Annotated in this window: 15 protein-coding genes and 1 tRNA gene; 1 reads left to right on the top strand and 15 read right to left on the bottom strand. The window is 61.0% G+C overall.

Annotation, left to right across the window (positions count from 1 at the left end):
* Positions 1-274: 274 nt before the first annotated feature.
* From HMPREF2682_RS02350 to ileS, 15 genes are all read right to left on the bottom strand, one after another.
* Complete coding sequence (locus HMPREF2682_RS02350; RefSeq protein WP_070831034.1) at positions 275-1,693, bottom strand: glutaminase; 1,419 nt, start codon at positions 1,691-1,693, stop codon at positions 275-277.
* A gap of 357 nt (positions 1,694-2,050) precedes the next feature.
* Positions 2,051-3,025, bottom strand: coding sequence for a cation diffusion facilitator family transporter (locus HMPREF2682_RS02355; RefSeq protein ID WP_070831037.1), 975 nt, complete (start codon positions 3,023-3,025; stop codon positions 2,051-2,053).
* Between the two features lie 112 nt (positions 3,026-3,137).
* Positions 3,138-3,210, bottom strand: a tRNA-Ala gene (locus HMPREF2682_RS02360).
* Between the two features lie 183 nt (positions 3,211-3,393).
* Positions 3,394-3,831: a ribosome silencing factor gene (gene rsfS / locus HMPREF2682_RS02365; protein ID WP_044142238.1), complete on the bottom strand. Its 438-nt coding sequence runs from the start codon at positions 3,829-3,831 to the stop codon at positions 3,394-3,396.
* Positions 3,832-3,897: 66 nt separating this feature from the next.
* Entirely contained in the window at positions 3,898-4,974 is a 1,077-nt protein-coding gene (locus HMPREF2682_RS02370; RefSeq protein WP_070831040.1) for a sulfite reductase subunit alpha, read from the bottom strand.
* Entirely contained in the window at positions 4,967-5,716 is a 750-nt protein-coding gene (gene nadD, locus HMPREF2682_RS02375) for a nicotinate-nucleotide adenylyltransferase (protein ID WP_070831043.1), read from the bottom strand. Before nadD ends, HMPREF2682_RS02370 begins: the two co-directional genes overlap by 8 nt.
* 375 nt (positions 5,717-6,091) lie before the next feature.
* Positions 6,092-7,699: a GTPase ObgE gene (obgE, locus tag HMPREF2682_RS02380; protein ID WP_070831046.1), complete on the bottom strand. Its 1,608-nt coding sequence runs from the start codon at positions 7,697-7,699 to the stop codon at positions 6,092-6,094.
* A gap of 193 nt (positions 7,700-7,892) precedes the next feature.
* Positions 7,893-8,150 (bottom strand): 50S ribosomal protein L27, encoded by a 258-nt coding sequence (rpmA, locus tag HMPREF2682_RS02385; RefSeq protein ID WP_005505766.1) that lies wholly within the window; start codon positions 8,148-8,150, stop codon positions 7,893-7,895.
* Positions 8,151-8,190: 40 nt separating this feature from the next.
* Positions 8,191-8,502 (bottom strand): 50S ribosomal protein L21, encoded by a 312-nt coding sequence (rplU, locus tag HMPREF2682_RS02390; protein ID WP_005505764.1) that lies wholly within the window; start codon positions 8,500-8,502, stop codon positions 8,191-8,193.
* Positions 8,503-8,998: 496 nt separating this feature from the next.
* A complete protein-coding gene (locus HMPREF2682_RS02395) occupies positions 8,999-12,796 on the bottom strand; it encodes an Rne/Rng family ribonuclease (protein ID WP_070831049.1) in 3,798 nt (1,265 codons plus the stop codon).
* A gap of 611 nt (positions 12,797-13,407) precedes the next feature.
* Positions 13,408-13,647 (bottom strand): nucleoside-diphosphate sugar epimerase, encoded by a 240-nt coding sequence (locus tag HMPREF2682_RS02405; RefSeq protein WP_070635093.1) that lies wholly within the window; start codon positions 13,645-13,647, stop codon positions 13,408-13,410.
* Between the two features lie 357 nt (positions 13,648-14,004).
* Positions 14,005-14,667, bottom strand: a complete 663-nt coding sequence (locus HMPREF2682_RS02410; RefSeq protein ID WP_070831055.1) for a vitamin K epoxide reductase family protein — start codon at positions 14,665-14,667, stop codon at positions 14,005-14,007.
* 300 nt (positions 14,668-14,967) lie between these two features.
* Complete coding sequence (locus HMPREF2682_RS02415) at positions 14,968-15,645, bottom strand: TenA family protein (protein WP_070831058.1); 678 nt, start codon at positions 15,643-15,645, stop codon at positions 14,968-14,970.
* Between the two features lie 433 nt (positions 15,646-16,078).
* The gene (locus HMPREF2682_RS02420; RefSeq protein ID WP_070831061.1) at positions 16,079-17,743 is read right to left on the bottom strand and encodes a bifunctional folylpolyglutamate synthase/dihydrofolate synthase; all 1,665 of its coding nucleotides are present in this window, start codon (positions 17,741-17,743) and stop codon (positions 16,079-16,081) included.
* Positions 17,744-17,875: 132 nt separating this feature from the next.
* A complete protein-coding gene (gene ileS / locus HMPREF2682_RS02425) occupies positions 17,876-21,217 on the bottom strand; it encodes an isoleucine--tRNA ligase (protein ID WP_070831064.1) in 3,342 nt (1,113 codons plus the stop codon).
* A gap of 1,459 nt (positions 21,218-22,676) precedes the next feature.
* Here ileS and HMPREF2682_RS02430 point away from each other — a divergent pair.
* Positions 22,677-23,618, top strand: coding sequence for a DUF6318 family protein (locus HMPREF2682_RS02430; protein WP_070831067.1), 942 nt, complete (start codon positions 22,677-22,679; stop codon positions 23,616-23,618).
* Positions 23,619-23,929 lie beyond the last annotated feature (311 nt).

The raw sequence follows: 23,929 nt of genomic DNA on the forward strand, positions 1-23,929 counted from the left end.
ATTAAAGAACCTCTACGCTCTTTCAGCCCGTTCACTCACCGAAGACCGCGCTCAGCGCCCTACGCTACCCTGCGCCGCGCGACAGAAAACAGCACCGCACTATAGACACCCACGCCACGCACTAGGAACCAGCACTGCCCTACAGGCACCCGCGCCGCACGGTAGGAACCCTAGCCACAGCACAGCAAGGCCCCTCCCCCAGAACGCGTTCACCACGCACCCGGGAAAGGGGCACTCAAACATATATTGTGCAGCCGATGCCGCGGCAAGAAACCTACTCAGCCTCAGGAGCCGCAGGCAGCTCAGCAGACTCCAACGCCTGCGCCTCCAACGCCTCCAATGCGCCCGCCTCCAGCGCCTCCGCCGCCTCCGCAGCCTCTTCAGCGTCAGCCTCAGCCACGCGCTCAGCATCCGACTCTGCAGAAGTTACCGCCGCAGGGTTCGTCAGAACCTTCACACCCATGCTGCGTAGCGCTTCCGTGTTCGTGATCGTCTCGTCATTATCAATCAGGTACACCTTGTACCCGTCATTCCGCAGACGACGCATCAGCTCCAGGAGCATGCTCTGAGCGACCTCATCCACCGCGTACACGCGCGTCACGTCCAGGGCAACCTTGGAACCCTCCATCGGGGATTCCACAATCTCACGGATTACGCGCTCCACACCCGCAAAACGGATACGGCCCTGCAACTGAATCAGGCGCATAGATTCGTCCCCCGAACCGATCTGGTAGTTCGCGCGCAACGCCGAACGAGCCACCGTCGGCACGTTCATCACGTGCATTCCCATGTCATCAGAGAACTGCTCGAACAGCTCCACGCCGCGCACACTGTTACCGTGACCGTCCAGACGCGGCGAGAACGTCGCCACACCCAGCTGACCGGGCACAGCACCAATAATGCCGCCGCCCACGCCGCTCTTCGCCGGAACACCCACCTGGGTCGCCCAGTCACCCGCAGAGTTATACATGCCGCACGTGAACATGACGCTCAGCACCTGACGCACCACAGTCTTAGGAACCACCTGCTCACCCGTCACCGGATGCACACCATAGTTCGCCAAAGTCGCCGCCATCAGCGCCAAATCCTTAACCGTCACCATCAGCGAGCACTGGCGGGTATAACCCTGCACCGCCACAGTCGGGTCACCGGTCAGGATGCCGTGGCCGCGCAGCATGTGCGCAATCGCGTAGTTGCGGTGCGCGTGCTCCAGCTCAGACTCGTACACGCGCTCATTCACCGACAGGCGACGGCCCGCAAATGCAGACAGACCAGAAATGACGCGCTCCATGCGCTCACCCTGAGTCGCACCGGGAGGGCCCACCAGCGAATGGGTGGTAATCGCGCCCGCGTTAATCATCGGGTTCAGCGGCTTACCGGAGCCGTCCTCCAGGGACAGCTCGTTGAACGGCTCACCGGAAGGCTCCACGCCCACCTTCGCAAGCACGTCATCATAGCCGCGGTCCGCGAGCGCCAGGGCGTACACGAACGGCTTAGAAATCGACTGAATAGTGAACTCCACATCGGAGTCACCGGCGGCGTACTGCTCACCATCAACCATGGCGATAGACGCGGCGAGCTTGTCCGGGTCCACGGCGGCAAGTTCCGGAATGTAGTTTGCCAACTCACCGGAGGTATCAGAAGCGACCGACTCGAGGGTCTCGGTCAGGTAAGTGGCAATAGGTGAATGCATAGTGTTCCGTATCTGCTGCTAATCGTGGTTGTTCTCGTCAAAAATTCCAGGATGCGCCCGCCAGCTATTCCGTTTCAGCTATTCCGTTTCAGCTGGGCTGAGGCGCTCATCATTGCAGGCTACCGCGGCTGCCAAACTAAAGAGCCAGCCAGCGGACCTGTCAAAGTGTGTGGGTGAGGAGCACCTTTTGCTCCCTAAAGAGTGTATCTTTTGCGTGTTGAAGCCACCAAATATAAAGGTCACTACTCCCCCGCTATTTCAGGCTCTGGTACCTGTTCTGGTTTGCCGTTTTCTGCCGTAATTTACCGCGGCGGGCAGAACCTCCAGCGAAGTCCCGGCAAAACCTACGGGCACAGCCTAGGGGTGGCGAATCGAATCCGGCTCACGACCACCCAGCTCGGCGGTCTCCAGCTGGAAGGTCGAGTGCTCCACCGACACCTCAAAATGGCTCGCCACGCACGAACGGATACGGTCCAGAATCGCCACCGCAGAGCCGTCATGGAAGCACGAATCGGCAACCACCACGTGCGCGGTCACCACCGGCAGACCGGTCGCCACCATCGAGGCGTGCACATCGTGCACCTCCACAACGCCGTCAACGCGCAGCATGTGCTCACGCATCGCGTCCAGGTCCAGGCCGTCCGGGGTAAACTCCATGAGCACCGCCGTGGTCTGCTTCATCAAACGTACTGCACGCGGCACAATCAGCGCCGCAATGAACAGACCGGCAAGGGCGTCCGCCTGGTAGAAGCCGGTCAGCCAAATCACGATAGCCGCCACAATCACGCCCAGCGAACCCAGGGCGTCATTGAGCACCTCCAGGAACGCGGCACGCATATTGAAGTTCGCGTTCCTCGCCGTAGCCAGCACCGCAATACCAATAGCGTTCGCCACCAGGCCGACCACACCAAAGATCAGCAGCTCGGTGCCGGGCACCTCCGGCGGGGCGAACAGGCGATGCACGCCCTCCACCGCCGTGTAGATACCCACCGCCAGCAGCAGCACCGACTGCCCGAGGGCGGCAAGCACCTCAATACGGCGGAAACCCCACGTGCGGCGGGACGTTGCCGGGCGCGTCATGAGCGAAGCCGCCGTAAGCGCCACCAGCAGGCCCGAGGCATCCGTAACAGCGTGCGCCGTATCAGTCAGCAACGCAAGACTTCCGGTGACCAACGAACCAATCGCCTGCGCCAACACAATAACGACCGCCAGACTGAACGCAATCAGCAGGCGCGGACGCATCGAGGCGGCGTCCTCCGGGCTCGGGGCATGCGAATGGTCGTGGTGATGCCCGTGATGCCCGCCGTGGCCGTGATGTGCGTGCGCTCCCATGAGTGACTCCTCAACTATGAACTGTGTTGTTGACTATCGAGAGTTATCGGCAGATAGCAAAATCGCCCGATTCACAAGAACCGGGCGACAAGCTCCTCAACCGAGGAAAACGTGGAGATAAGGGGACTCGAACCCCTGACCCCCTGCATGCCATGCAGGTGCGCTACCAGCTGCGCCATATCCCCATATTCAGTTAGTGACCTCAACGAGGCAACATGAATATATTACACACACCACGGACAGCGATGCAAACCAGCGCACCCAAAAATCCAAAAAGTTCCCGGCGGCTAAGCAAGAAGGGCGGACCCCGCGGCACCATACAGCGCCAGCAGAGCCCACCCCTCATCAGCTAAAAATCAAGCAGAAGCTTACGCCTCGTCCTGAGCGGGAATGATGCGTGCAGCATCTTCCTCAGTCTCACCCTCAATGTCGAAGGGAGCCTCGTTCTCAACGCCCAGCTCAATACGCGGAGCCTCAGCCCACAGACGATCCAGAGCGTAGAACTCGCGGTCCTCCTCGTGCTGAACGTGCACGACAATATCGCCGAAGTCCAGCAGAATCCAACGGCCCGAGGAACGACCCTCACGGCGGACCGGCTTCAGGTCAGCCTGCTCACGCAGAGCGTCCTCAACCTCATCCGCAACAGCGTTCACGAGGCGCTCATTGTGGGCAGAAACCACCAGGAAGCCATCAATCAGACCCATCGCGTCGGATGCATCCACAGCGAACAGGTTCGTTCCCTGCTTCTCCTCCGCAGCGCGGGCGGCAATGCGCAGAGCCTCAACCGAGGACTGTGCAGCAGTCATATTTTCCTTCCTTGCCGACAGAACACCCGCCGGCAGCACCCGCAACAGGGGTGCATTGTTCACGGCCTACTTAGGGCCAAAAATCATAATCAGACCAACAACGACCAGGGCGAGCAGCAGCACAATCCACAGCCACGCCAGGGAGGCCTTCTGCGCAGGCTGCAGAACCTCTTCAGCCTTCTCAACAGCGCTCTCAGAAGCAGACTCATCAGCTTCCTTCGAAGCCTCAGCGGAAGGTACCGGAGCAGACTTGGACTTAGCAACCTTAGAATCAGCAACCTTGGACTCTGCATCCTTCGCGGCTTCCTCAGACTCTTCGGCTTCCTCGGTAACCTCTTCAACCAGAGCGGCAGACTCTTCGGGATCCTGGCGATCCACCATGCGCTGCAGCAGCTCCTCAACCTCATCCGGGCTCAGAGCAACAGTCGGGTCGCCGTCCACCGAATCCACGGTGTCACCAGCGGAGGCGCTATCCAGCACGCTCAGGTCAAGACCCTGCGCGTTCACCGCGCTCACACGGGTGGGCAGCTCGTCCGCAGACTCTTCAACCTCGACAGCCTCAACGGTCTCTTCCTCAACGGAAGCAACCTCGGTCTCCTCAACCTCAGCGACGGAGCTGTCCAGCTCCTCAACCTTCGGCTCATCGCGCACCAGGTACTGGTGCAGCTCGGGCTCCGGCTTCTCCTCCTTGACCACGGCAATGACCGGGATCGAAGAAGTCATCGGGTTATCCACCGCGGAGGGGCTGGTCGCATCCACACGGTTCTGCGCAATCTCCTCAGGGCGCAGAACACGCAGGCTACTGGTCAGAGGAGCAGGCTCGTGCAGCTTCTCCTCATCGTTCGCCTCAGTCTCAATCTTGCCCTGAGCCGCCAGCGCCGCAAAACGACGCTGAACAGCCAGAACCTGCGGGTCAATAGCACCCGCATGAATCACGGAGCCCATGTTCGCAACAGGCTTCGCGGGCTCACCACGGCGGGCTGCACGCAGGTACTCGGCAACTTCCTCACGGTAGCGGGCAAGACGACGCGGACCCATCACCTTAGTAGGCGGCGGCACCTCAATGCCGTCCTCGGTCACGTACGTCTCGTAGAGGTACGCTTCGTCCTCGCTATAGGGCTTCGAACCCGTAGCTTCACTCATGTGTTCCCTCATTATTCGTCGATTGGGGTGCCTGCCCAGACTCATCCTTCACGCGGGGCAAGCCGTCACGGTACGCCGTCAAAGCGTCCCTCTTGTACAGGCCGTACTTAGCAATGTACTGCACCACACCATCCGGCACCAGGTACCAGATGGGGGCATCTTCAGCTGCGCGGCGACGAATATCGGTCGAAGAAATCGCCATCGCAGGAATCTTCAGAGTCGTAATATGACGACCCTCAGCCAGCGGCGGATCCAGCTCATGATCGGGGCGGGTCACGCCCACAAAAGTCGCCAAATCCCACAGCTTATGGGCATTGCGCCAGGTCATAATCTGGCTAATCGCGTCCGCGCCGGTAATGAAGAACAGGTCAGCATCCGGGCGCAGGGCGCTCAGCTCGTTAAGCGTATCAAAGGTGTACGTGGCGCCGCCACGGTCAATATCAATACGGCTCACCGTAAAACGCGGGTTCGACGCAGTCGCAATCACCGTCATCAGGTAACGATGCTCAGCGTCACTCACGTGCCGCTCCCCCACCTTCTGCCAGGGCTGACCGGTCGGAACAAACACGACCTCATCCAGGTCGAACACGGCGGCAACCTCACTAGCTGCCACCAGGTGTCCGTGGTGAATCGGGTCGAAGGTTCCACCCATCACGCCCAGACGCACCCGACCGGGAGTGCGCGGGGGAATCGACTCGGTGCTCGGAGCACCAAAATCAAGGTGAACAGGCTGGTCAGTCACAAATGCCGTCCTTGCTGGGGACAGAGACCGCACCACGGCAACTTGGGAGCCGCCACAGGCGCGGATGCGGGCAGGTACACAGAAGGTACGCAACACCGAAAACGGTGCCCGCGTACATTCCCCTCTATGCTACCTTCTTACGGTCAAAAACACCGAAATGACGGGGGTGAGCTAAGCCGCCAGTGGAATACCCAGCCAGCACGCTCAGCCATCACATCCTGCAACAGACTCACCCGCATGTTCCGGCGCGCAAAACCAGCGCAAGAGGCAGTCACAGTGCACAAAAGAAAGCGCCGCGCACCGGAGCGAACCCCGGCACGCGGCGCCAATACCTAACGACCAAGCCTCAGCCAGGCAACAGCTAACGCTGAACTATTAGTCGTCAACGTTCGGCATGTCGATATTCTCGTCGACCTTGCCTTCCTTCAGCTTCTTGCGGTACTCGACCGACTCGGTCCACACGCCTGCAACACGCTCGGACTCCAGCTCGGCACGAGCCTCCGCCTTCGCGTCCATACGCTCCTTGTACTCCACACGCTTCTGCGCACGAGTCGGGCGAATAATCTCTTCCAGACGAGCATCCGTACCACGCGGGGAGGACAGCAGCTCGGCGCCACCGACCATGGTCGGCTCCCAATCGAAGATCACCGAGTTGTCGTTCTCACCAATCACCACAGCGTCACCGGCACGAGCACCAGCCTTGAACAGCTCATCCTCAACACCCAGACGCGCCAGGCGGTCCGCCAGGTAACCGACAGCCTCATCATTATTGAAGTCAGTCTGCTGAATCCAACGCTCAGGCTTCTCACCAATCACGCGGAACAGCGGCTCAAGGTTACGCTCCTCGCGGCGAATAATGAACTCCTGTTTCTTCTTACCGCGGAAGCCCTTCGGGCGAACCACAGGAGCCTCAACCACGACGCGCTCCGCTTCCTTCTCGGCAGCGGCACGAGCCACGCGGTCCTCCTCCACGAGCTTTGCCATCGCAAAGATCAGGGACTTCAGACCCTCATGGGATGCCGTCGAAATCTCGAAGACCTTAAAGCCCATCTCCTCAAACTCGGGGCGAACAAACTCCGCCAGCTCACGAGCCTCAGGAACGTCAATCTTATTGAGCACCACAATCTGCGGACGCTCATGCAACGGCACGGTCACACCCGCAGTCGGGTCAACCTCGTAGTTCTGCAGCTCGCCGCGGATTACCTCAAAGTCGCTAATCGGGTCACGGCCCGGCTCCAAAGTAGCACAGTCAATCACGTGCACCAGAGCCGAAGAACGCTCCACATGGCGCAGGAAGCGGTGACCCAGACCGCGGCCCTCCGAAGCGCCCTCAATCAGACCCGGGACATCCGCGACGGTGTAGCGAACATCGCCCGCCTGCACCACACCCAGGTTCGGGATCAGAGTGGTGAACGGGTAGTCAGCAATCTTCGGACGCGCCGCAGAAATCGCAGCAATCAACGAAGACTTACCCGCCGACGGGTAACCCACCAGAGCCACATCCGCAATGGACTTGAGCTCCAGAACAATATCAGCCTCTTCACCGGGGGTGCCCAACAGAGCAAAACCGGGAGCCTTACGCTTAGCCGAAGCCAACGCAGCATTACCCAGACCGCCCATACCACCACGCGCAGCAACATACTCGTCACCCACACGCAGCAGGTCAGCCAAAACATTACCCTCGCGGTCCTTCACCACAGTACCCTGCGGCACGGTCAGGATCAGATCCTCACCGTTGAAGCCGTGGTGCATATCGCCACGACCAATATCGCCATTCGGGGCGTGCTGATGCGGGCTGTGGTGGTACTCCAACAGGGTCGTGGTCTGGTTATCCACGCGCAGAATCACCGCGCCACCATTACCACCATTACCGCCGTTAGGGCCGCCCAGGGGCTTAAACTTTTCACGTCGCACGGAGACGCAGCCGTTACCTCCGCGACCGCCAGATACATGCAAGACCACGCGGTCCACGAACTCTGCCACGGGTTCTCCTTATCTTGAACATCTTCACTTCGCCACCGCACGGCACACACCAATCATGCTGCGGATGCGGCGGCAGGCGCGACCGGGTTGGGGTGCGCCTCATCGTGGAACCCAGCACGGGCATCCACGGCATTCGAGGTCATAGCGAGAGGGGGTAGACTAACGCCTACCCCCTCTGCCCTAGCGGTGAGTATTACTCAGCTGCTGCCAGGATGTTAACGACCTTGCGGCCCTTGCGGGTACCGAATTCGACGGTGCCTGCTGCCAGAGCGAACAGGGTGTCGTCGCCACCGCGGCCAACGTTCAGGCCGGGGTGGAAGTGGGTGCCGCGCTGGCGAACGAGAATCTCGCCTGCGTTGACGGACTGGCCGCCGTAGCGCTTAACACCGAGGTACTGGGGGTTCGAGTCACGGCCGTTACGGGTGGAGCTTGCGCCCTTCTTGTGTGCCATTCTGTATTCCTACCTTAGGGTTGAATTCCGGTCGTCTTAATTACGCGTTGATAGCGGTAATCTTGACGGTGGTCAGCTCGGCGCGGAAGCCCTGACGCTTCTTGTAACCGGTCTTGTTCTTGTACTTCTGAATAACGATCTTCGGACCGCGCAGGTCCTCAACCTTCTCAGCAACAACCTTGGCGGAAGCCAGGGACTTTGCGTCAGCGGTGACCTTGTCACCGTCGACGAGCAGCAGCACGGGCAGCTCGATGGTGCTGCCGGGCTCGCCTGCAACACGGTCAAGGGTAACGAGGTCGCCTACGGAAACCTTCTCCTGGCGGCCGCCAGCGCGTACAATCGCGTATGCCACTATGGGACTCACTTTTCTCGACAACTTGCTTCTTGAATCTCACACGAATGAGCAGCCTGCGCTTTCATTGCTGTGCGCCCTCCCCCGCCAATCAAATGACCGCGAACAAGGAGGAACGGCCCGTGCGTTCCGACGGGATTGCCCGCCGAAGCCAACACGCGAGGCTCACCGGTGGTGTCTCTCTCCCGCACGTTCCAACCTCAGCCGAATACTCGACCGCGCCGAAGACGATGCGGGTGGGAGCGGTGTCTCCCGCTGGCCCTGCGTCGATAGGGCTTCACTGAGATAAACACCAGTCCTTAAGGATACGGCATGATCTACGCGCCGCGCAATAGATAAATTTTCGGAACGCACGAAGTCGGCACGTGATACTACTCAACCCCGGCAGATACACCGCAGGTAGACCGGGCATAAAAACCCCGGCGAGGTGGATTACTCCACCCCGCCGGGGCGCAACATACACACCATCGGAATTCCGATGATCGGAAGCTAAAGACTAATCGTCCTTACCTTCACGCTTAATATCGGCAGCGGCAACGCCAATGCCGAACAAGACAGGAGCCGAAGCGTCATCAGCCACCGGAGCCACATCCGCAACAGAAGCGGAAGCAACCACGGAACCCTCAGCACGCTCGGAAGCGTCAACAGTTACTACCTTAGCACCAGCACCAGCGCTCGACGCCGCACGGCGAGTGCGACGCTTACGCGGGGTTGAACCCGGCACCTGAGCCGCAGGCTTCTGAGCCGCAGGCTTCTGAGCCTCCTCAACCGGAGCCTCAGCCTCAACTGCGGCAGGAGCCGAACCGATCACACCGGTCACAGCCGGAGCACCAATCACGCCGGTCACGACCGGGCGAGACTCAGCCTTCGCAGACTTCTCAACTTTATCACCCTTTGCGGGTGCCTGCTCAGATGCCACATTCTGCTCAGTTGCCACGCTCTGCTCAGCAGCCTTCTCGGCACGCTTCTCATCAGCGGCACGACGAGCACGGCGGCGGGACGCACGCGGAGTCTCGCGGACATCCTCAATGCGCAGGTCCTCACGCTCAACACGCTTGGACTCCTGAGCCTTCTCGGAGGTTGCCTCAGCGTTCTGCTGCTCGCGGTTCTGACGCTTCGCCGCACGATCCTCACGGCCCGAACGGAACGACTCACCCTCGGTGCGGGCAAGACGGCCAGCCTTCTGAGAAGCACGAGCCTTCGCCTCGCCAGCGCGAATCGCCTCGAAACGATCCGAAGAGCGGCTAAAGCGCGGGTCGAGCTCCGGGTCAACGTGGTGCTCGTCCTCCAGCGCACCCGCACCGGAATCCTCCACAGCGGCAATATCCGCATTGGTCAGCTCGCGGCGCTGGCGGTTACGAGTAGACTTCTTCTCGCCACGCTTGGACGAACGACGCTCCTCCGAACGGTCCTCCGAACGCTCCTGGTCAGAACCATTCGAGGAATCCTCAGCGGACTCCTCCACGCGGTCAAACGCGCTCGCCAGCTGCTCCAGGGAGAAACCGCCCTGCTCGCCAATCCAGTTACCGCCGGTCACCTCAGCGACCTTGTCCTCACGCTGAGCAACCTCCGCGTGAGCCTGCTCGCTGGCAGCCTCGGCAATACCCTGAATCTCCTGCTCCAGAGACAGCTCAGCGGTCTCCGCGCGGCGCGAACGCTTGCGACGCTTACGCTTCTTACGGGTCGAAGTGGTCTCCTCCGAAGCCTCATCAGCCTGAGCGGATGCGGCAGCCACCGCAGCCATAGCGTTACGGCGCTCAGCCTTCTTCGACTCCAGGGCGTCCTGCTTCTGCTGGTCACGAGAATCCTCGCGGGCAGCCGCACGGGCACGCTTACGGTCATTACGCTCGTGACGGTGGATGTAATCCGACGCGCCACCGCTACGACCGCTCAGCGGCTGATCGTGCACAATCAGGCCGCGGCCAGCGCACTGCTCACAGGGCTCCGAGAAGACCTCAAGCAGACCGGTACCCAGACGCTTACGGGTCATCTGAACCAGACCCAGCGAGGTCACCTCAGCCACCTGGTGCTTGGTGCGGTCACGGCCCAGGCACTCAATCAGGCGACGCAGAACCAGGTCGCGGTTCGACTCAAGCACCATGTCAATGAAGTCAATGACGATAATGCCGCCGATGTCGCGCAGACGCAGCTGACGGACAATCTCCTCAGCAGCTTCCAGGTTGTTCTTGGTGACGGTCTCCTCCAGGTTGCCGCCGCTACCAGTGAACTTGCCGGTGTTCACGTCCACCACGGTCATGGCTTCGGTGCGGTCAATCACCAGCGAACCACCCGAAGGCAGGTACACCTTACGGTCCAGTGCCTTCGCCAGCTGCTCGTTAATGCGGTAGTGGTCGAAGAGGTCATCCGCGGAATCCCACTGCTGCAGACGGGAAACCAGGTCCGGCGCCACGTACGTCACGTATGCCTCGATGGAATCCCACGCGTTCTCGCCCTGAACGATCATCGCGGTGAAGTCCTCGTTGAAGACGTCACGCACGGTCTTAATCATCAGGTCGGGCTCCTGGTAGAGCATCTCCGGAGCCAGCACCTTGCGGGAGTTAGCCTTCTCCTGAATCTCTTCCCACTGCGCACGCAGACGGTTAATGTCGTGGGTCAGCTCCTCCTCAGAAGCACCCTCCGCCGCGGTACGAACAATCACGCCAGCGCCCTCGGGCAGCTTGTCCTTCAGAATCTTCTTCAAGCGAGCACGCTCGGTGTCGGGCAGTTTGCGGGAAATACCGGTCATCGAACCACCCGGCACGTACACCAGGAAGCGACCGGGCAGGGAAACCTGGCTGGTCAGGCGGGCACCCTTGTGACCAATCGGGTCCTTGGTGACCTGCACCAGCACCGAATCGCCGGGCTTCAGGGCGTTCTCAATCTTGCGGGGCGCACCGTCCAGACCGGTAACATCCCAGTTGACCTCGCCCGCGTACAGCACAGCGTTGCGGCCGCGGCCAATGTCAACGAACGCGGCTTCCATAGACGGCAGAACGTTCTGAACCTTACCCAGGTACACGTTGCCAATCAGGGAATCCTGCTGGGTCTTAGACACGAAGTGCTCAGCCAGCACGCCGTCCTCAAGCACACCAATCTGGATGCGGCCGTCCTTCTGACGAACCAGCATCTGACGGTCCACGGACTCGCGGCGAGCCAGGAACTCAGCCTCGGTCACGATATGGCGGCGGCGACCCAGGGAACGGGACTCGCGGCGGCGCACACGCTTCGCCTCCAGGCGGGTAGAACCGCGCACACCGGTCACAGTGTTGGACGCGTGAGAGTCAGCCAGGCGCGGCGCACGCACCTTGGTGACGGTCTCAACGTCGTCATCAACGCCGCCCTCAATCTCAATATCTTCGGTACCGCGGCGACGGCGACGGCGACGGTGGCTCGTCACCTCAGCCTCAGCGGCAGCCTCCTCACGGCGGCGCTCCATGCGCTCCTTACGCTTCTGCTCCTCGGCAGCGGCGCGGCGTGCTTCACGCTCCAGCTTGGCGGCAACAGCGAGCTCGCTCAGCTCCTCCGGCTCGGGTGCCATGAACAGCGGCATCGCACCCATGGGGGTACGCGAGCGCAGCTCCTGCAGCTTCTCGCGCTGCAGGTCGCTAATGGTCTTGACGGGTTCGGGAGCTACTTCGGGCTCCTCAGCTGCGGGCTCCTCTGCAGACTCTTCTGCGGCGGGCTCCTCAGCAGCTGCAGCAGCCTCGGCGGGCTGCTCAGCGGCAGGCTCTTCAGCGGGAGCTTCAGCCTTCTCAGTCTCAGCCTTCTCAGCCTTTGCGGGGGTTACGACCTCAACCTTGGCGGTCTCTTCCTTCACCTCAACGGCAGGCTCGGCAGCGGGCTCAGCAGCAGCGGGCTCAGCAGACTCAGCGGCGGGGGCAACAACTTCCTCCACCTTCGCGGTCTTCTCGACGGTCTCGACCTTAGCGGTCTTCTCCTCAACAGCAGGCTCAGCCGCCTTCTTCTCAGCAGCCTCAAACAGGCTATCCAGAGTAGAAGCAACCTCGGTCTCAGACGCAACAGGAGCGGCAACCTTCGGTGCCGGTGCATGCTTAGCCTTCGCGTTACGCAGGTTGGTCAGGCCAGCAGCAATCGCCTCATCCAGGGGAACCTCAGGAGCCTTCTCCTTCTTCGGGCGACCCGGACGGCGGCGCTCAGTACCCTGCTGGGCGTCAGAGCTCTCACGAACATTCTTACGCAGAGTTTCACGGGTCTCTGCAGAGGCGTTCTTCTCCTCCGCGAGGGCGTTCAGCGCCTCAAAAACCCCAAGTTCGACGTTCTTCTCGTCAGACATTAATCTTCTTTCGTTACACCCTGCTCCGCACCGCAAGGATTTTAACAGCGCGCATACAGCGCAAAGCCTAGTTGCTGCCACCGCGGCTCAAGCCTCACCCTACGGTGCGCGTTCATCGGCGCTTCAGTCGAGCACTATCTCATTCAGTGCCTCAGCCGTAGGGGGCGAGCGGGCGGAACGCAGAGCGCGCCGCGACGGTCACAGCCACCTCGCTCTCGAGCACGGCACGCTCACACCCTTCCTGGGTGCCCTGCCGGTCTTCGGGTTTCTTCGCCGAGGCGGGCGGCCCGCGCGGTGCGACAGTTATGCTCCGCGGCTTATAGCCGGCGCTCATCGGGTACTCTCCCTCGATGCGTTGGTGGGAATCTTCATGCGCGTGCGGGGCGCACAAGACACCGTGTTCCATTATACCCGGTAGAGGGTACCTCTAAGCCACCCCGCCCATCCTATCCGGGCTCCATTTCCCGGCATGATGCGCGGGGCACATTACAGCAGGTGTTATTGTGCGGGCACATTGCGGCAGGTACACTACGGCGGGCGCATGGCGGGTACAGCAAAGCCGGGCGTGCCACTACGCACCACCCGGCTTCAAAAAACTTTCAGAGGAGGGGCTAGTCCAGGCCCAGCTCCGCATCGCGCGCCTCACGAGCCTGCTGAGCAAGCTTCGGGTCGGTCGGCAGGTACTCCGGACCGGAACCGGTCGCGAACGGAACGCCCAGAATGAAAACGAACGGAGAAACCACCAGCAGAATCACCCACAGCAGCGAGAAGTGACCGGCGGTCAGCAACAGCAGGGCAGTCAGAAAAATAACAGCAGCAACGCCCATTGCGGCAATTCCGGCAGTCTTCACGGTTCTCCTCGAAGGGGTATCAAGAATCTAGTGTCCAGCAGAACGGCAGGCAGTCAACGCCGCAGGTGAACCCCGCGGACGGCTCCGACTGATGCCGCTCAAGAATATACCTGACCATTATACGCACCCGCGCCGCCTCCCCGCTGACTGCCACCGGCAAAGTCACCGGCGCCTCCCCCACTACCCGGTACCCCAGAACGGCTAGGCCAGCACAACTAAGCCCACGCAGCCAGCCCGGCACCCCAGCCCAGCGCAACCTCACCCGCCCGCAGACACAGCAACGCCCCGGCACCAACAGGTACCGGGGCGTTGCGTGTTCGGGGTATCAACCCTCAAACCAAGCTCAGAGATGAACGCTTAGCGCATCATATTCACAATGACCTCGAAGAAGCGGATCACAATAATGCCGAAAATCAGGATCAACCACAGGCTAATCGCAAACCAGGACCAACCGCGAGCACTCTCACGCATCGACTGCGACGCCGGGATAACACCCGCCGAAATATTGCGGACCGTGGTCTTCACAAAAAGCGTGATGGTCATAACCCACACGATCATGCAGAACAGGCACAGGGCGTTGATCTGGAACGTCGTCTGATACCACAGCCACATGATGAACGCGGTCGCCGCAGCCAAACCAATGTTCATGCACACCCAGAACCACTTCTTGAACTGTGCACCCGCCATCATCGCGGCGCCGATAGTTACCACAATCGAGAAGCCCACCAGGCCGATGAACGGGTTCGGGAAGCCGAAAGCTTCCGCCTGCGGGGTGCGCATCACCGTACCACAGCTGAGCAGAGCGTTGATATCGCAGACCGTGGAGTGGCCGGCATCAATGTAAATCTGCAGGCGCTCATACACCAGAATCGCTGAAGAAATGAGTGCAATCAGGCCGGCGCCAACCAGCCAGAATCCGAGCTGTCGGTCTGAGTAGCGGCCCCGGGTTCCCGCGTGCCCGTGCTGCGCTTCTTTTTCAGCGTGGTTGGGCTCGGTAGTACTCGATGCGGCGGTACTCATACGACTCCTTTAGATAGTGTTTTACGGTGGTACTTACCGGCGCGGCATAGCCAGCACCCCGGAAGCAGTACCTCATTTATCCTAGCTTCTCACACCACCAAATGGCACGCCATCAGCCTAAATGTTCCGTTTTATGACGTGCTATTTTACGCAGATGGGCGCGTTTTCAGGGCGTTTTCGGGGCGCCTTCGGGGAGCTATCGGGTCGCCTTCAGGGCCTCTTCAGCACGCAAAACCCCCGGGAGGCGCCCGCAACTCAGCGGCGGGCGGAACCTTCCGGGGGTTTCATCAAGGGTATTACTTAGGGCAGCGGGTGGGTGTACGACTCGTCAAAGAACAGCTGCTCCAGCTCCACCGCGCGGCTAAAGAACTCGCGGGCACGCTGCGCATCCGACGGGCCCACACGGTCCAGTTCGCGGCGCAGGAAATCAACCAGTTCACGGAACTCCGGGTAGTCGTGCAGGCTAATCCACTCGTGGTGCACAAAAGAATCGGGGCGCTTGGCGGGAGCCTTCGACGCCCAATCCAGGTACAGGCCCTCGCAAACCACCAGCACCGACAGGATCGCCGCGTAGCTGCCGCTTGCCGCCGCATCCAGGAAGAGGCGCTTGAAGCCGGTGGTCGCCTCCGTGTCGGGCATGGATTCACGCTGATGCTCGGTCACGCCCAGAGTCTCAAAGCAGCGCAGGAAGTAGGTGTTCTCGTCACCGGCAATTTCGCCCGCGAACTGTGCCAGGCGCAGGCGGCCCGCAAGAGTGTCAGCGTTGGCGATAGCGCCACCAATCAGGGCGAGGAACGTGTCCAGGAAGCGGTAGTCCTGCACCAGGTAGCCCGCCATGACCTGCGGGGCAATCGAGCCGTCAAAAAGCTCAGCAACAAAGCGGTGATTCGTGGCGGACAGCCAGGTGGCAATGTTCTCCTGGCGCAGGGACTCGGTGAATGAATCGGTGCCAATCAAATCGGTGAAGGGTGCGGGCATGATGGGTGCCTTTCGCTATGTGGCATACCGTCGCTGGTATGCGTATGTGTGCGGGTGTGTTGGTGCGGCCTCGAACGTTGGGGCCGGCGCCTCAGTGAATATAGCACCGTGTCGTGGAGGCGCGCCCGGTTTTGTGTGCTCGGTGCCCAAAAATTTTCGTTATTTTCGATTTTTGGGTGGGTGGGGGTGGGGTATGCCGAAAAAAATCGGGCGATTGGGGTTGCGTGAGAGCCCCTGGGAACGCGTGAGGGAACGTGGGTTCAAGTGGGGTTCGAGTGGGAGCGCGAGGGCAGAGGCAAAAGACAGAAAGGCGGAGGCACAAAAAGGCTGGGTGCGAAAAAGCGGGGCACCGCTCCCCCAGCCGGTAATACTAGCCCAGTAAAACCAACCGGAGAGCGGCGCCCCGCTTTCTCATCAATAACCTCAGTGGGCTTTATTCGTCTTCGGAGTCATCGTCACCGAAGAAATCATCGGTGTACGAATCACCCAGCGGCAGGCCCAGCGAGTCCTCCAGCGAAGAACCCGGCGCAGACTCGCCACCCAACTCGGCCATGATGTCGTTCAGCAGCTCATCCGGCTCGGCGGCAGCAGCCTCAGCGGCCGCGGCAGCCAGAGTCGAAGCCGACGCCGCGCCCGCAGAACCGGCGTACAGGCCAGCCTCGGCGGGCAGCTCATCCGGCAGCTCCTCAGCCTCAGCGCCGGGGGTCTTCGCCTGCTCATGCGCAGCGAGCAGGGTACGCGCCTCACCGATGACCGTAATCGAACCGGTAATCAGCACGCCCGCCGACTCCTGCTCGAAGAGAGCGTTCTCCATGGCGGTGGCAATCGCCTCATCCAGGTGCTCGAACACCTCGATTGAGTCTTCATCAATGCCAGCATCCAGGGCGAGCTCGTGCAGGCGCTCCGGGGCAATCGCACGCGGCGAATCCGACGCCGCAAGGTACAGGCGGAAGGTGCCGTCGGAAGCGTCAACATACTCTTCGCGCATGGTCTCGAACATGCCCAGGGCATCCTTCTCGCCCAGGATGCCGACCACCGCGTGCAGGTGCGACAGCTTGAACGCCTCGGTCAGCGCGGTCGCGGAAGCACGCACACCGTGCGGGTTGTGGCCCGCGTCCAGGATGGTCAGCGGCTCGGTACGCACAACCTCCAGGCGACCCGGCGAGCGCACCGTCTCAAACGCGGCACGCACGACGTCCTCGGGCAGCTGACGGTGACCGCCGAAGAACGCCTCCACGGCGGCAAGAGCCACCACGGCGTTCTGCGCCTGATGCGCACCGTGCAGGGACAGCGGCACGTCCGGGTACTCCCCCGCCAGGCCGCGCAGGGTCAGCAGCTGACCGCCGACCGCAAGCTCACGGGAGACCACGCCGAACTCCACGCCCTCAAAGGCGAAGGATGCGTCCTTCTCGCGGGCGGAGGCGAGCAGTACATCCGCCGCTTCGGGATCCTGCGCCGCAGAAACCAGGAAGCCGCCGGGCTTGATAATGCCGGACTTTTCGGTTGCAATTTCGGCGAGGGTTTCGCCGAGCATGTCGGTGTGGTCCAGACCAATCGGGGTGACCACGGAAACCACGCCGTCGGCAACGTTCGTGGAGTCCCAAGTGCCGCCGATGCCAACCTCGAGCACCACCACATCCACCGGCTCATCCGCGAAAATCGCGAAGGCGAGTACGGTAACGGACTCGAAGAAGGTCAGGGCGGGCTCGCCGCGGGAGGTCATCTCCGCGTCCACAATCTGCAGGTAGGGGGCGATTTCGTCCCAAATACGCACGAAGGTGGCGTCCGGTACGGGTGCGCCGTTAATGCAGATACGCTCTGTGACGCTTTCGAGGTGCGGGCTGGTAAAGCGGCCCACGCGCAGGTCGTGGCCGAGCAGCAGCGCCTCAATCATACGGGCGGTGCTGGTCTTGCCGTTCGTGCCGGTGATGTGGATGACCGGCGCGGCACGGTGCACGTCGCCGAGGATTTCGACGGCGCGCGCCACGGCGTCCAGGCGCGGCGCCATCTTGTTTTCGGGTGCTCGCGCCAGCAGTTCACCGTAGACCCGCTCCACGCCCTCGGGGTCGGGAATTGCGGGGTAATTCTTCTCGCTCATTGTTCTCCTCACTGGGATAGCCGGCCGGTGCCGGCAGGGGCCCACCGTGCGGCGGAATAACCGTGCGGCGGGATAGACGACGGGCCGCCCCGCCCAATCAAGGGGGCGGGACGGCCGTACGGTTCAGGCGTTTTATGCCTTGGCTACGCTAATGCTCAGCTCGGCTGCTTCGCTCAGCTGCAGGGACACGGCGAGGGTTTCGCCGGTCACCAGTGCTTCGTTGGTGCGCAGAGCTGCCAGAGTTTCCTCCGGTGCCGCGATGCTCAGGTTGATGCGGTCCGCAACGTTCAGGTCGGCGTCCTTACGTGCCTGCTGAATAGCGCGGATGGTGTCGCGGGCGATACCCTCGGCAACCAGCTCGTCGGTCAGCTCAATGTTGAGGACCAGGAAGCCGCCGGGCAGAACCGCAGCCGCAGTGTGCTCAGCACCCTCAGCGTCAGCGGCAACCACGGTTGCCAGCTCGTATTCGCCTTCTTCCAGAGCCAGGCCGCCGTCCAGAGCTGCCACGCCGACCAGGACGGTACCGTCCTCGGTCACGGTCCAGTCACCGGACTTGGATGCCTTAATGGCAACCTGCACCTGCTTGCCCAGGCGCGGACCTGCCGCACGTGCGTTGACCTTCAGCTGCTGGGAGATGCCGTAGTCAGCGGGGTCGACGGTATCGGCGCTGACCAGCTCCACCTGGCGCAGGTTCAGCTCGTCCTCGACGATGTTCGCGAAGTACTCCGCGCCCTTCTCACCGAAAGCGGTACCCAGGGCTGCGAACTGCTCGGGTGCGATCGCCACGGTCATCTTCTGCAGCGGCTGGCGCACGCGGATCTTCTTTTCCTTGCGCAGTGCCGAACCGGCGGAGCAGACCTCACGCACGGTCTGCATGAGAGCCAGCAGGTCGGACTCGTCAGCGAAAGCGGATGCCTCGGGCCAGTCAGCCAGGTGCACGGAGCGTTCACCGGTGAGGCCGCGGTAGATTTCCTCGCTGCTGAGCGGCAGCAGGGACGCGGCGACCTTCGACACGGTCACCAGTGCGGTGTAGAGGGTGTCGAATGCGTCGGTGTCTTCGTTGAAGAAGCGCTCGCGGGAGCGGCGCACGTACCAGTTGGTCAGTGCGTCGGCGTACTGGCGCAGGGATTCGCAAGCGTTCCAGATGTCGTAGGAGTCCATCGCTACGGTGACCTGCTCGATGAGTTCGCGGGTCTTGCCGAGGATGAAGCGGTCCATCACGTGCTGCGAGTCGTACTTGAGCTTTGCGCTGTAGCCTTCGCCGTTGTTAGCGGCGTTAGCGTACAGGGCGAAGAAGTGGTAGACGTTCCACAGCGGCAGCATGACCTGGCGAACACCCTCACGGATGCCCTGCTCGGTCACGATCAGGTTGCCGCCGCGCAGAATCGGGGACGACATCAGGAACCAACGCATCGCGTCGGAGCCGTCGCGGTCGAGAACCTCGGAGACGTCCGGGTAGTTACGCAGGGACTTGGACATCTTCTGACCGTCCGAGCCGAGCACAATACCGTGGCTGATGACGTTCTTGAACGCGGGGCGGTCGAAGAGCGCGGTCGCCAGTACGTGCAGCACGTAGAACCAGCCGCGGGTCTGACCGATGTACTCGACGATGAAGTCTGCCGGGTAGTGGTTCTCGAACCATTCCTGGTTCTCGAAGGGGTAGTGCACCTGTGCGTAGGGCATGGAGCCGGAGTCGAACCAGACGTCGAGCACGTCTTCCACGCGGCGCATGGTGGACTTGCCGGTCGGGTCGTCCGGGTTCGGGCGGGTCAGCTCGTCAATGTACGGGCGGTGCAGGTCGGGTTCGCCGTCCTTGTTCAGGGGCAGGCGGCCGAAGTCTGCCTTGAGCTCTTCGAGGGAGCCGTACACGTCCATGCGCGGGTAGTTCGGGTCGTCCGAAACCCACACGGGGATCGGGGAGCCCCAGAAGCGGTTACGGGAGATGGACCAGTCGCGTGCGTTCTCAACCCACTTGCCGAACTGGCCGTACTTCACGTTTTCCGGGATCCAGTTGATCTGCTTGTTCAGCTCGTACATGCGGTCCTTGAAGTCGGTGACCTTCACGTACCAGGAGGTGATTGCACGGTAGATGAGCGGGGTGCGGCAGCGCCAGCAGTGCGGGTAGGAGTGCACGTAGGACTTCTCGCGGATCAGCACATCGTCTGCCTTGAGGGCGTTGATGATGGTGCGGTTCGCATCGAATGCCTGCACGCCTGCAATCTCAGCCAGAGCGGTAGAGCCGGAGGCGGTGGGCTCGGCGAAAAGGTTCAGGAACTTTGCGCCTTCGTCGAGGGAGAGGATCACGGGGATGCCGTAGCCTTCACAGACCTTCTGGTCGTCTTCACCGTAGGCGGGTGCCTGGTGGACGATACCGGTACCGTCACCGGTGGTGACGTAGTCGGCGACGAGGATCTGCCAGGAGGTTTCGGTGCCCCACTTTTCGGCGTCTGCGAAGTAGTCCCACAGCGGGGTGTAGCGCACGTGCTCGAGCTGGGAGCCGGTGTAGCGTGCGGTGACGGCTGCGTCTGCGTCCTTTTCGGGCTGGTCGCCTTCGTAGCCGAGGTCCTTAGCGTAGGAGCCGAGCAGGTCGGAGGCGATCAGGAAGGAGCGGCCCTCGAACTTGCCTGCGCCGGGTACGACGGAGTATTCAATCTCGGGTCCGACTGCGAGCGCCTGGTTGGTGGGCAGGGTCCAGGGGGTGGTGGTCCATGCGAGTGCTTCGACGCCGTCGAGTTCTGCGGCGACCTTCTCGTCAGCACCGAGGGCGGTGTCTGCGGTGAGGCGGAATGCGACGGTGACGGTCTGGTCCTGGCGGTCCTTGTACACGTCGTCGTCCATGCGCAGCTCGTGGTTGGAGAGGGGGGTCTCGTCCTTCCAGCAGTAGGGCAGCACGCGGAAGCCCTGGTAGGTCAGGCCCTTGTCGTAGAGGCGCTTGAATGCCCAGATGACGGACTCCATGTACTCGACGTTCAGGGTCTTGTAGTCGTTTTCGAAGTCGACCCAGCGCGCCTGGCGGGTGACGTACTTTTCCCACTCGTTGGTGTACTTAAGCACGGATGCGCGGGCAGCGTCGTTGAAGTTGTCGATGCCCATTTCGAGGATTTCGCGCTTGTCGGTCATGCCGAGCTGCTTCATTGCCTCGAGTTCTGCGGGCAGGCCGTGGGTGTCCCAACCGAAGCGACGCTCGACCTTGTGGCCGCGCTGGGTCTGGTAGCGGGCGACGAGGTCCTTGGCGTAGCCGGTGAGCAGGTGGCCGTAGTGGGGCAGGCCGTTGGCGAAGGGAGGGCCGTCGTAGAAGACGAACTCGTTCTCACCGTTTTCGCCTGCGGGGCGGTTCTCAACGGATGCGGAGAAGGTGTTGTCCTTCTTCCAGTAGTCGAGGACTGCCTCTTCGAGTGCGGGGAACTTGGGCGATGCGGTGACGCCGCTTCCTGCGGCTTCGAAGGCGCTCGCCTTGGGGTAAACATGGGACATGTGTTTGTGCGCCCTTATCTGTTGTTCTCAACGCTGAGAGGTTGGGGCGACAGGGTACGTAGCACTCGTCGTCCGCACCGTTTCAGCGGGTGAGGATTGACATGACGGGTGCAAGGACGCCTGGGCATCGCTGACTTGCCGGGTTGTGCCGGGGGTCGGGATGCGGCGCGGTACCACCTTGCTTACTGATTTAACAGCTCAACGCACCGAACCCTCCCGGGGCTACGTGGCGTCGCGTGTCCGCGATACCTAGCCACCGGAAGAGCGGCGCGTTGGGCGGGTATCAGTCGCTTATTACAGCTATATCGGGCTTAACCGTCCGGTTCTACTGGGACTACATCTCTTCCGCTAAGACACCCTCGCCGCAGCGATTGGCGGGTGCCCGCAGGTGCGGTCCGTTCTTCCGAATTGCTCGCCGGTGATGGCCGGGTCGTTGCAAACACTAATAGTTTATGTGGCTTTTGTGCCTGTATGCAACCCCGCGGGGTGTGGGTTTGAACAGTACTATTCAGATGCGCCGATGCCGGGGACACAAAACAGAATGGTTCTTCGTTCGGCGATATTTAGAGCAAGTAGGGGGCTTAAGGGGTCTTGCCTCACCCCACGCTCGGGCGTGTTTAAGGATGTATGTTTTTACATTCCCCCGGTGTTGCTTTAAGTGGGTTTCGATTTTTTCGTGGGAGCCCATGGGATTGCAGTCAGTGCAACCACAAGATATAGGGTGAACACCGATGTAATTCCACTAGATATTCACCCCTGCACGTTTTCATCCCTTCAACACCCCGTGTGGGAACCGGTTTTTCTGAATGATTCAGCAATGCATAGCGGGTGAATAGAGTGCATATTTGGGAATTGTTGAGCGGGTTTCCCCTTGTTGAATCGGGTATTTCTTCTGGGCTTTTGAAGACTTTCTTACGACCAGAAGGTTGAGCCAACCACCCTCCTCTCCCCCACCCTTGGAAACACTGAGGCGCAGCTCTTTCATTTTCCAAGTCATAAATATGATTGAAATCACTTAGCTCAACATGCACGCAACCCTCTCACGGAACAGTTGCCTCCATCAAACAGCTCCTCACTAACAGGGTGTAGCCGCAATACTTTACAGTGATTGATATCTTGAGTGATCCATAGACTCACAGAGATTACTAAGGTGTATTTTCATGCATTTTGAGTTCAAAATAGTCTAAAATGAATCGTGCAACACATCAATGACGATTCGATAGCATCTGCCCTCTCACCGGGGTGTGAACATAGCAGTCTCAACGATGAGTTCACCGCGTATCCGTTCGCTCTACCAGCAGCATGTACGCACCCGAGGTCACTTCCGGATGTGGACTGAAACCGCGGCATTTGCCCGAAGTTTCACCCCCTTTCACGACCTCGCCCAACACGCCATACAACCACGCGCCCGCCGCCGGGCGCCCCGAGCCCGCCTCGGCATAATTCAAGGAGTTCACCGATGCTCTCGCCTACCCGCTCTTCGAGCACCCATTCTGCCGCTTCCCGCCTTGTCAGCCGCCGCGCCCTACTGCTCGGTGGTGTGGCAACCCTCATGGCTGGTTGCGCCTCCGATATTCGCCCGCTCAGCGAAGAGGCGAAGGCTAAAATCGGCTCACCCTCCCCTTCTGCGAGCGCGACCGCTTCGTCTTCTGCGTCTGGTTCGGCATCTGCTTCACCGTCTGCTTCGGCGACCGCTTCGGCAAGCGCTAAGAGCAGCCCATCCAGCGCGGCACGCGTACCCGTATCTAAGGACGCGCTCGTCGAGGGTTGGGAAAAGTACCCCGGCCCCCTGAAGCTGACCGGCGAATACATGGGTGAGTACCAGCCCGCAACGGATTCTTCCCCGGCGAAGAACGTACCCAAGCCCCTCAAAACCGTTCCGCACCGTGAGGAACCGACCTTCCAGGGCGCCTACGAGACTTTGCGTGCCTACTACAGCGCCCAGATCACCGCACTCAAGGATGGCCGCTATGCAGATCAGGCGATTGAGCTGACCTACCCGGCAGACAAGAGCGCCATCGACGAGGTCAAGGCGGTCAAGGAACTGTATGAGCAGAACGGCTGGTACATGGACTTCACGTGCAGCATTTCCATGCGGAATACGGAGCCTCGAACCGCCCTGAAGAACGGTGACGGCTACGTAGAAATCATGATAGACGCCAAGTATTCTGCCACCGCCATCCATCAGCCGGACGGCTCCGAACGCAAGATACCGGCGATTACTCAGGTAGCCATTCCGCACGTGATGCTCTACACCGAGGGTAAGTGGTGGCGAATCGGCAACGACTATCTGAACGAGCGTCTGAACGGCGGCAAGGGCTCTTCCGATTCTTCTAGTTCCGGAGGTTCCAGTTCCGCTGGTTCTAGTGGTTCTTCGGGCCGCGATTCCACTAAGGTCTAAATCCGCAGGGGCATAATTCCGGCACAGTCTAAACTAGCCCCGTTTCATTAATTTCATACGCACTAGCCCAAAGTCGTGAAGGCGCCCCCTCAGCACCTCACCGACTTTGGGTTATTGTGTTTTAAAGACAATGTCCAGGGTTTTTTGACGAAGTTTTAAAACCAGTCTTCTATAGTTAAAAGCGGATACTTCATACCGCCGCAGTTCACGCTTCGGCACACTCGTATCCCGGTACCCCCCTGTACCGCGCACCATACAAAACGATGAGGAAGAGTCTCTCGTACGCATCGCAGCGTCGCGAGTTACCTCGA

Source organism: Rothia sp. HMSC061D12 (assembly GCF_001836735.1).
Classification (GTDB): Bacteria; Actinomycetota; Actinomycetes; order Actinomycetales; family Micrococcaceae; genus Rothia.

Coding starts and splice junctions, on each gene's coding strand:
- HMPREF2682_RS02355 (WP_070831037.1), bottom strand. CDS start 3,025: ATGGGAGCGCACGCACATCACGGCCACGGCGGGCATCACGGGCATCAC.
- HMPREF2682_RS02350 (WP_070831034.1), bottom strand. CDS start 1,693: ATGCATTCACCTATTGCCACTTACCTGACCGAGACCCTCGAGTCGGTC.
- HMPREF2682_RS02415 (WP_070831058.1), bottom strand. CDS start 15,645: ATGCCCGCACCCTTCACCGATTTGATTGGCACCGATTCATTCACCGAG.
- ileS (WP_070831064.1), bottom strand. CDS start 21,217: ATGTCCCATGTTTACCCCAAGGCGAGCGCCTTCGAAGCCGCAGGAAGC.
- HMPREF2682_RS02410 (WP_070831055.1), bottom strand. CDS start 14,667: ATGAGTACCGCCGCATCGAGTACTACCGAGCCCAACCACGCTGAAAAA.
- HMPREF2682_RS02420 (WP_070831061.1), bottom strand. CDS start 17,743: ATGAGCGAGAAGAATTACCCCGCAATTCCCGACCCCGAGGGCGTGGAG.
- rpmA (WP_005505766.1), bottom strand. CDS start 8,150: ATGGCACACAAGAAGGGCGCAAGCTCCACCCGTAACGGCCGTGACTCG.
- HMPREF2682_RS02370 (WP_070831040.1), bottom strand. CDS start 4,974: ATGAGTGAAGCTACGGGTTCGAAGCCCTATAGCGAGGACGAAGCGTAC.
- rsfS (WP_044142238.1), bottom strand. CDS start 3,831: ATGACTGCTGCACAGTCCTCGGTTGAGGCTCTGCGCATTGCCGCCCGC.
- HMPREF2682_RS02430 (WP_070831067.1), top strand. CDS start 22,677: ATGCTCTCGCCTACCCGCTCTTCGAGCACCCATTCTGCCGCTTCCCGC.
- HMPREF2682_RS02395 (WP_070831049.1), bottom strand. CDS start 12,796: ATGTCTGACGAGAAGAACGTCGAACTTGGGGTTTTTGAGGCGCTGAAC.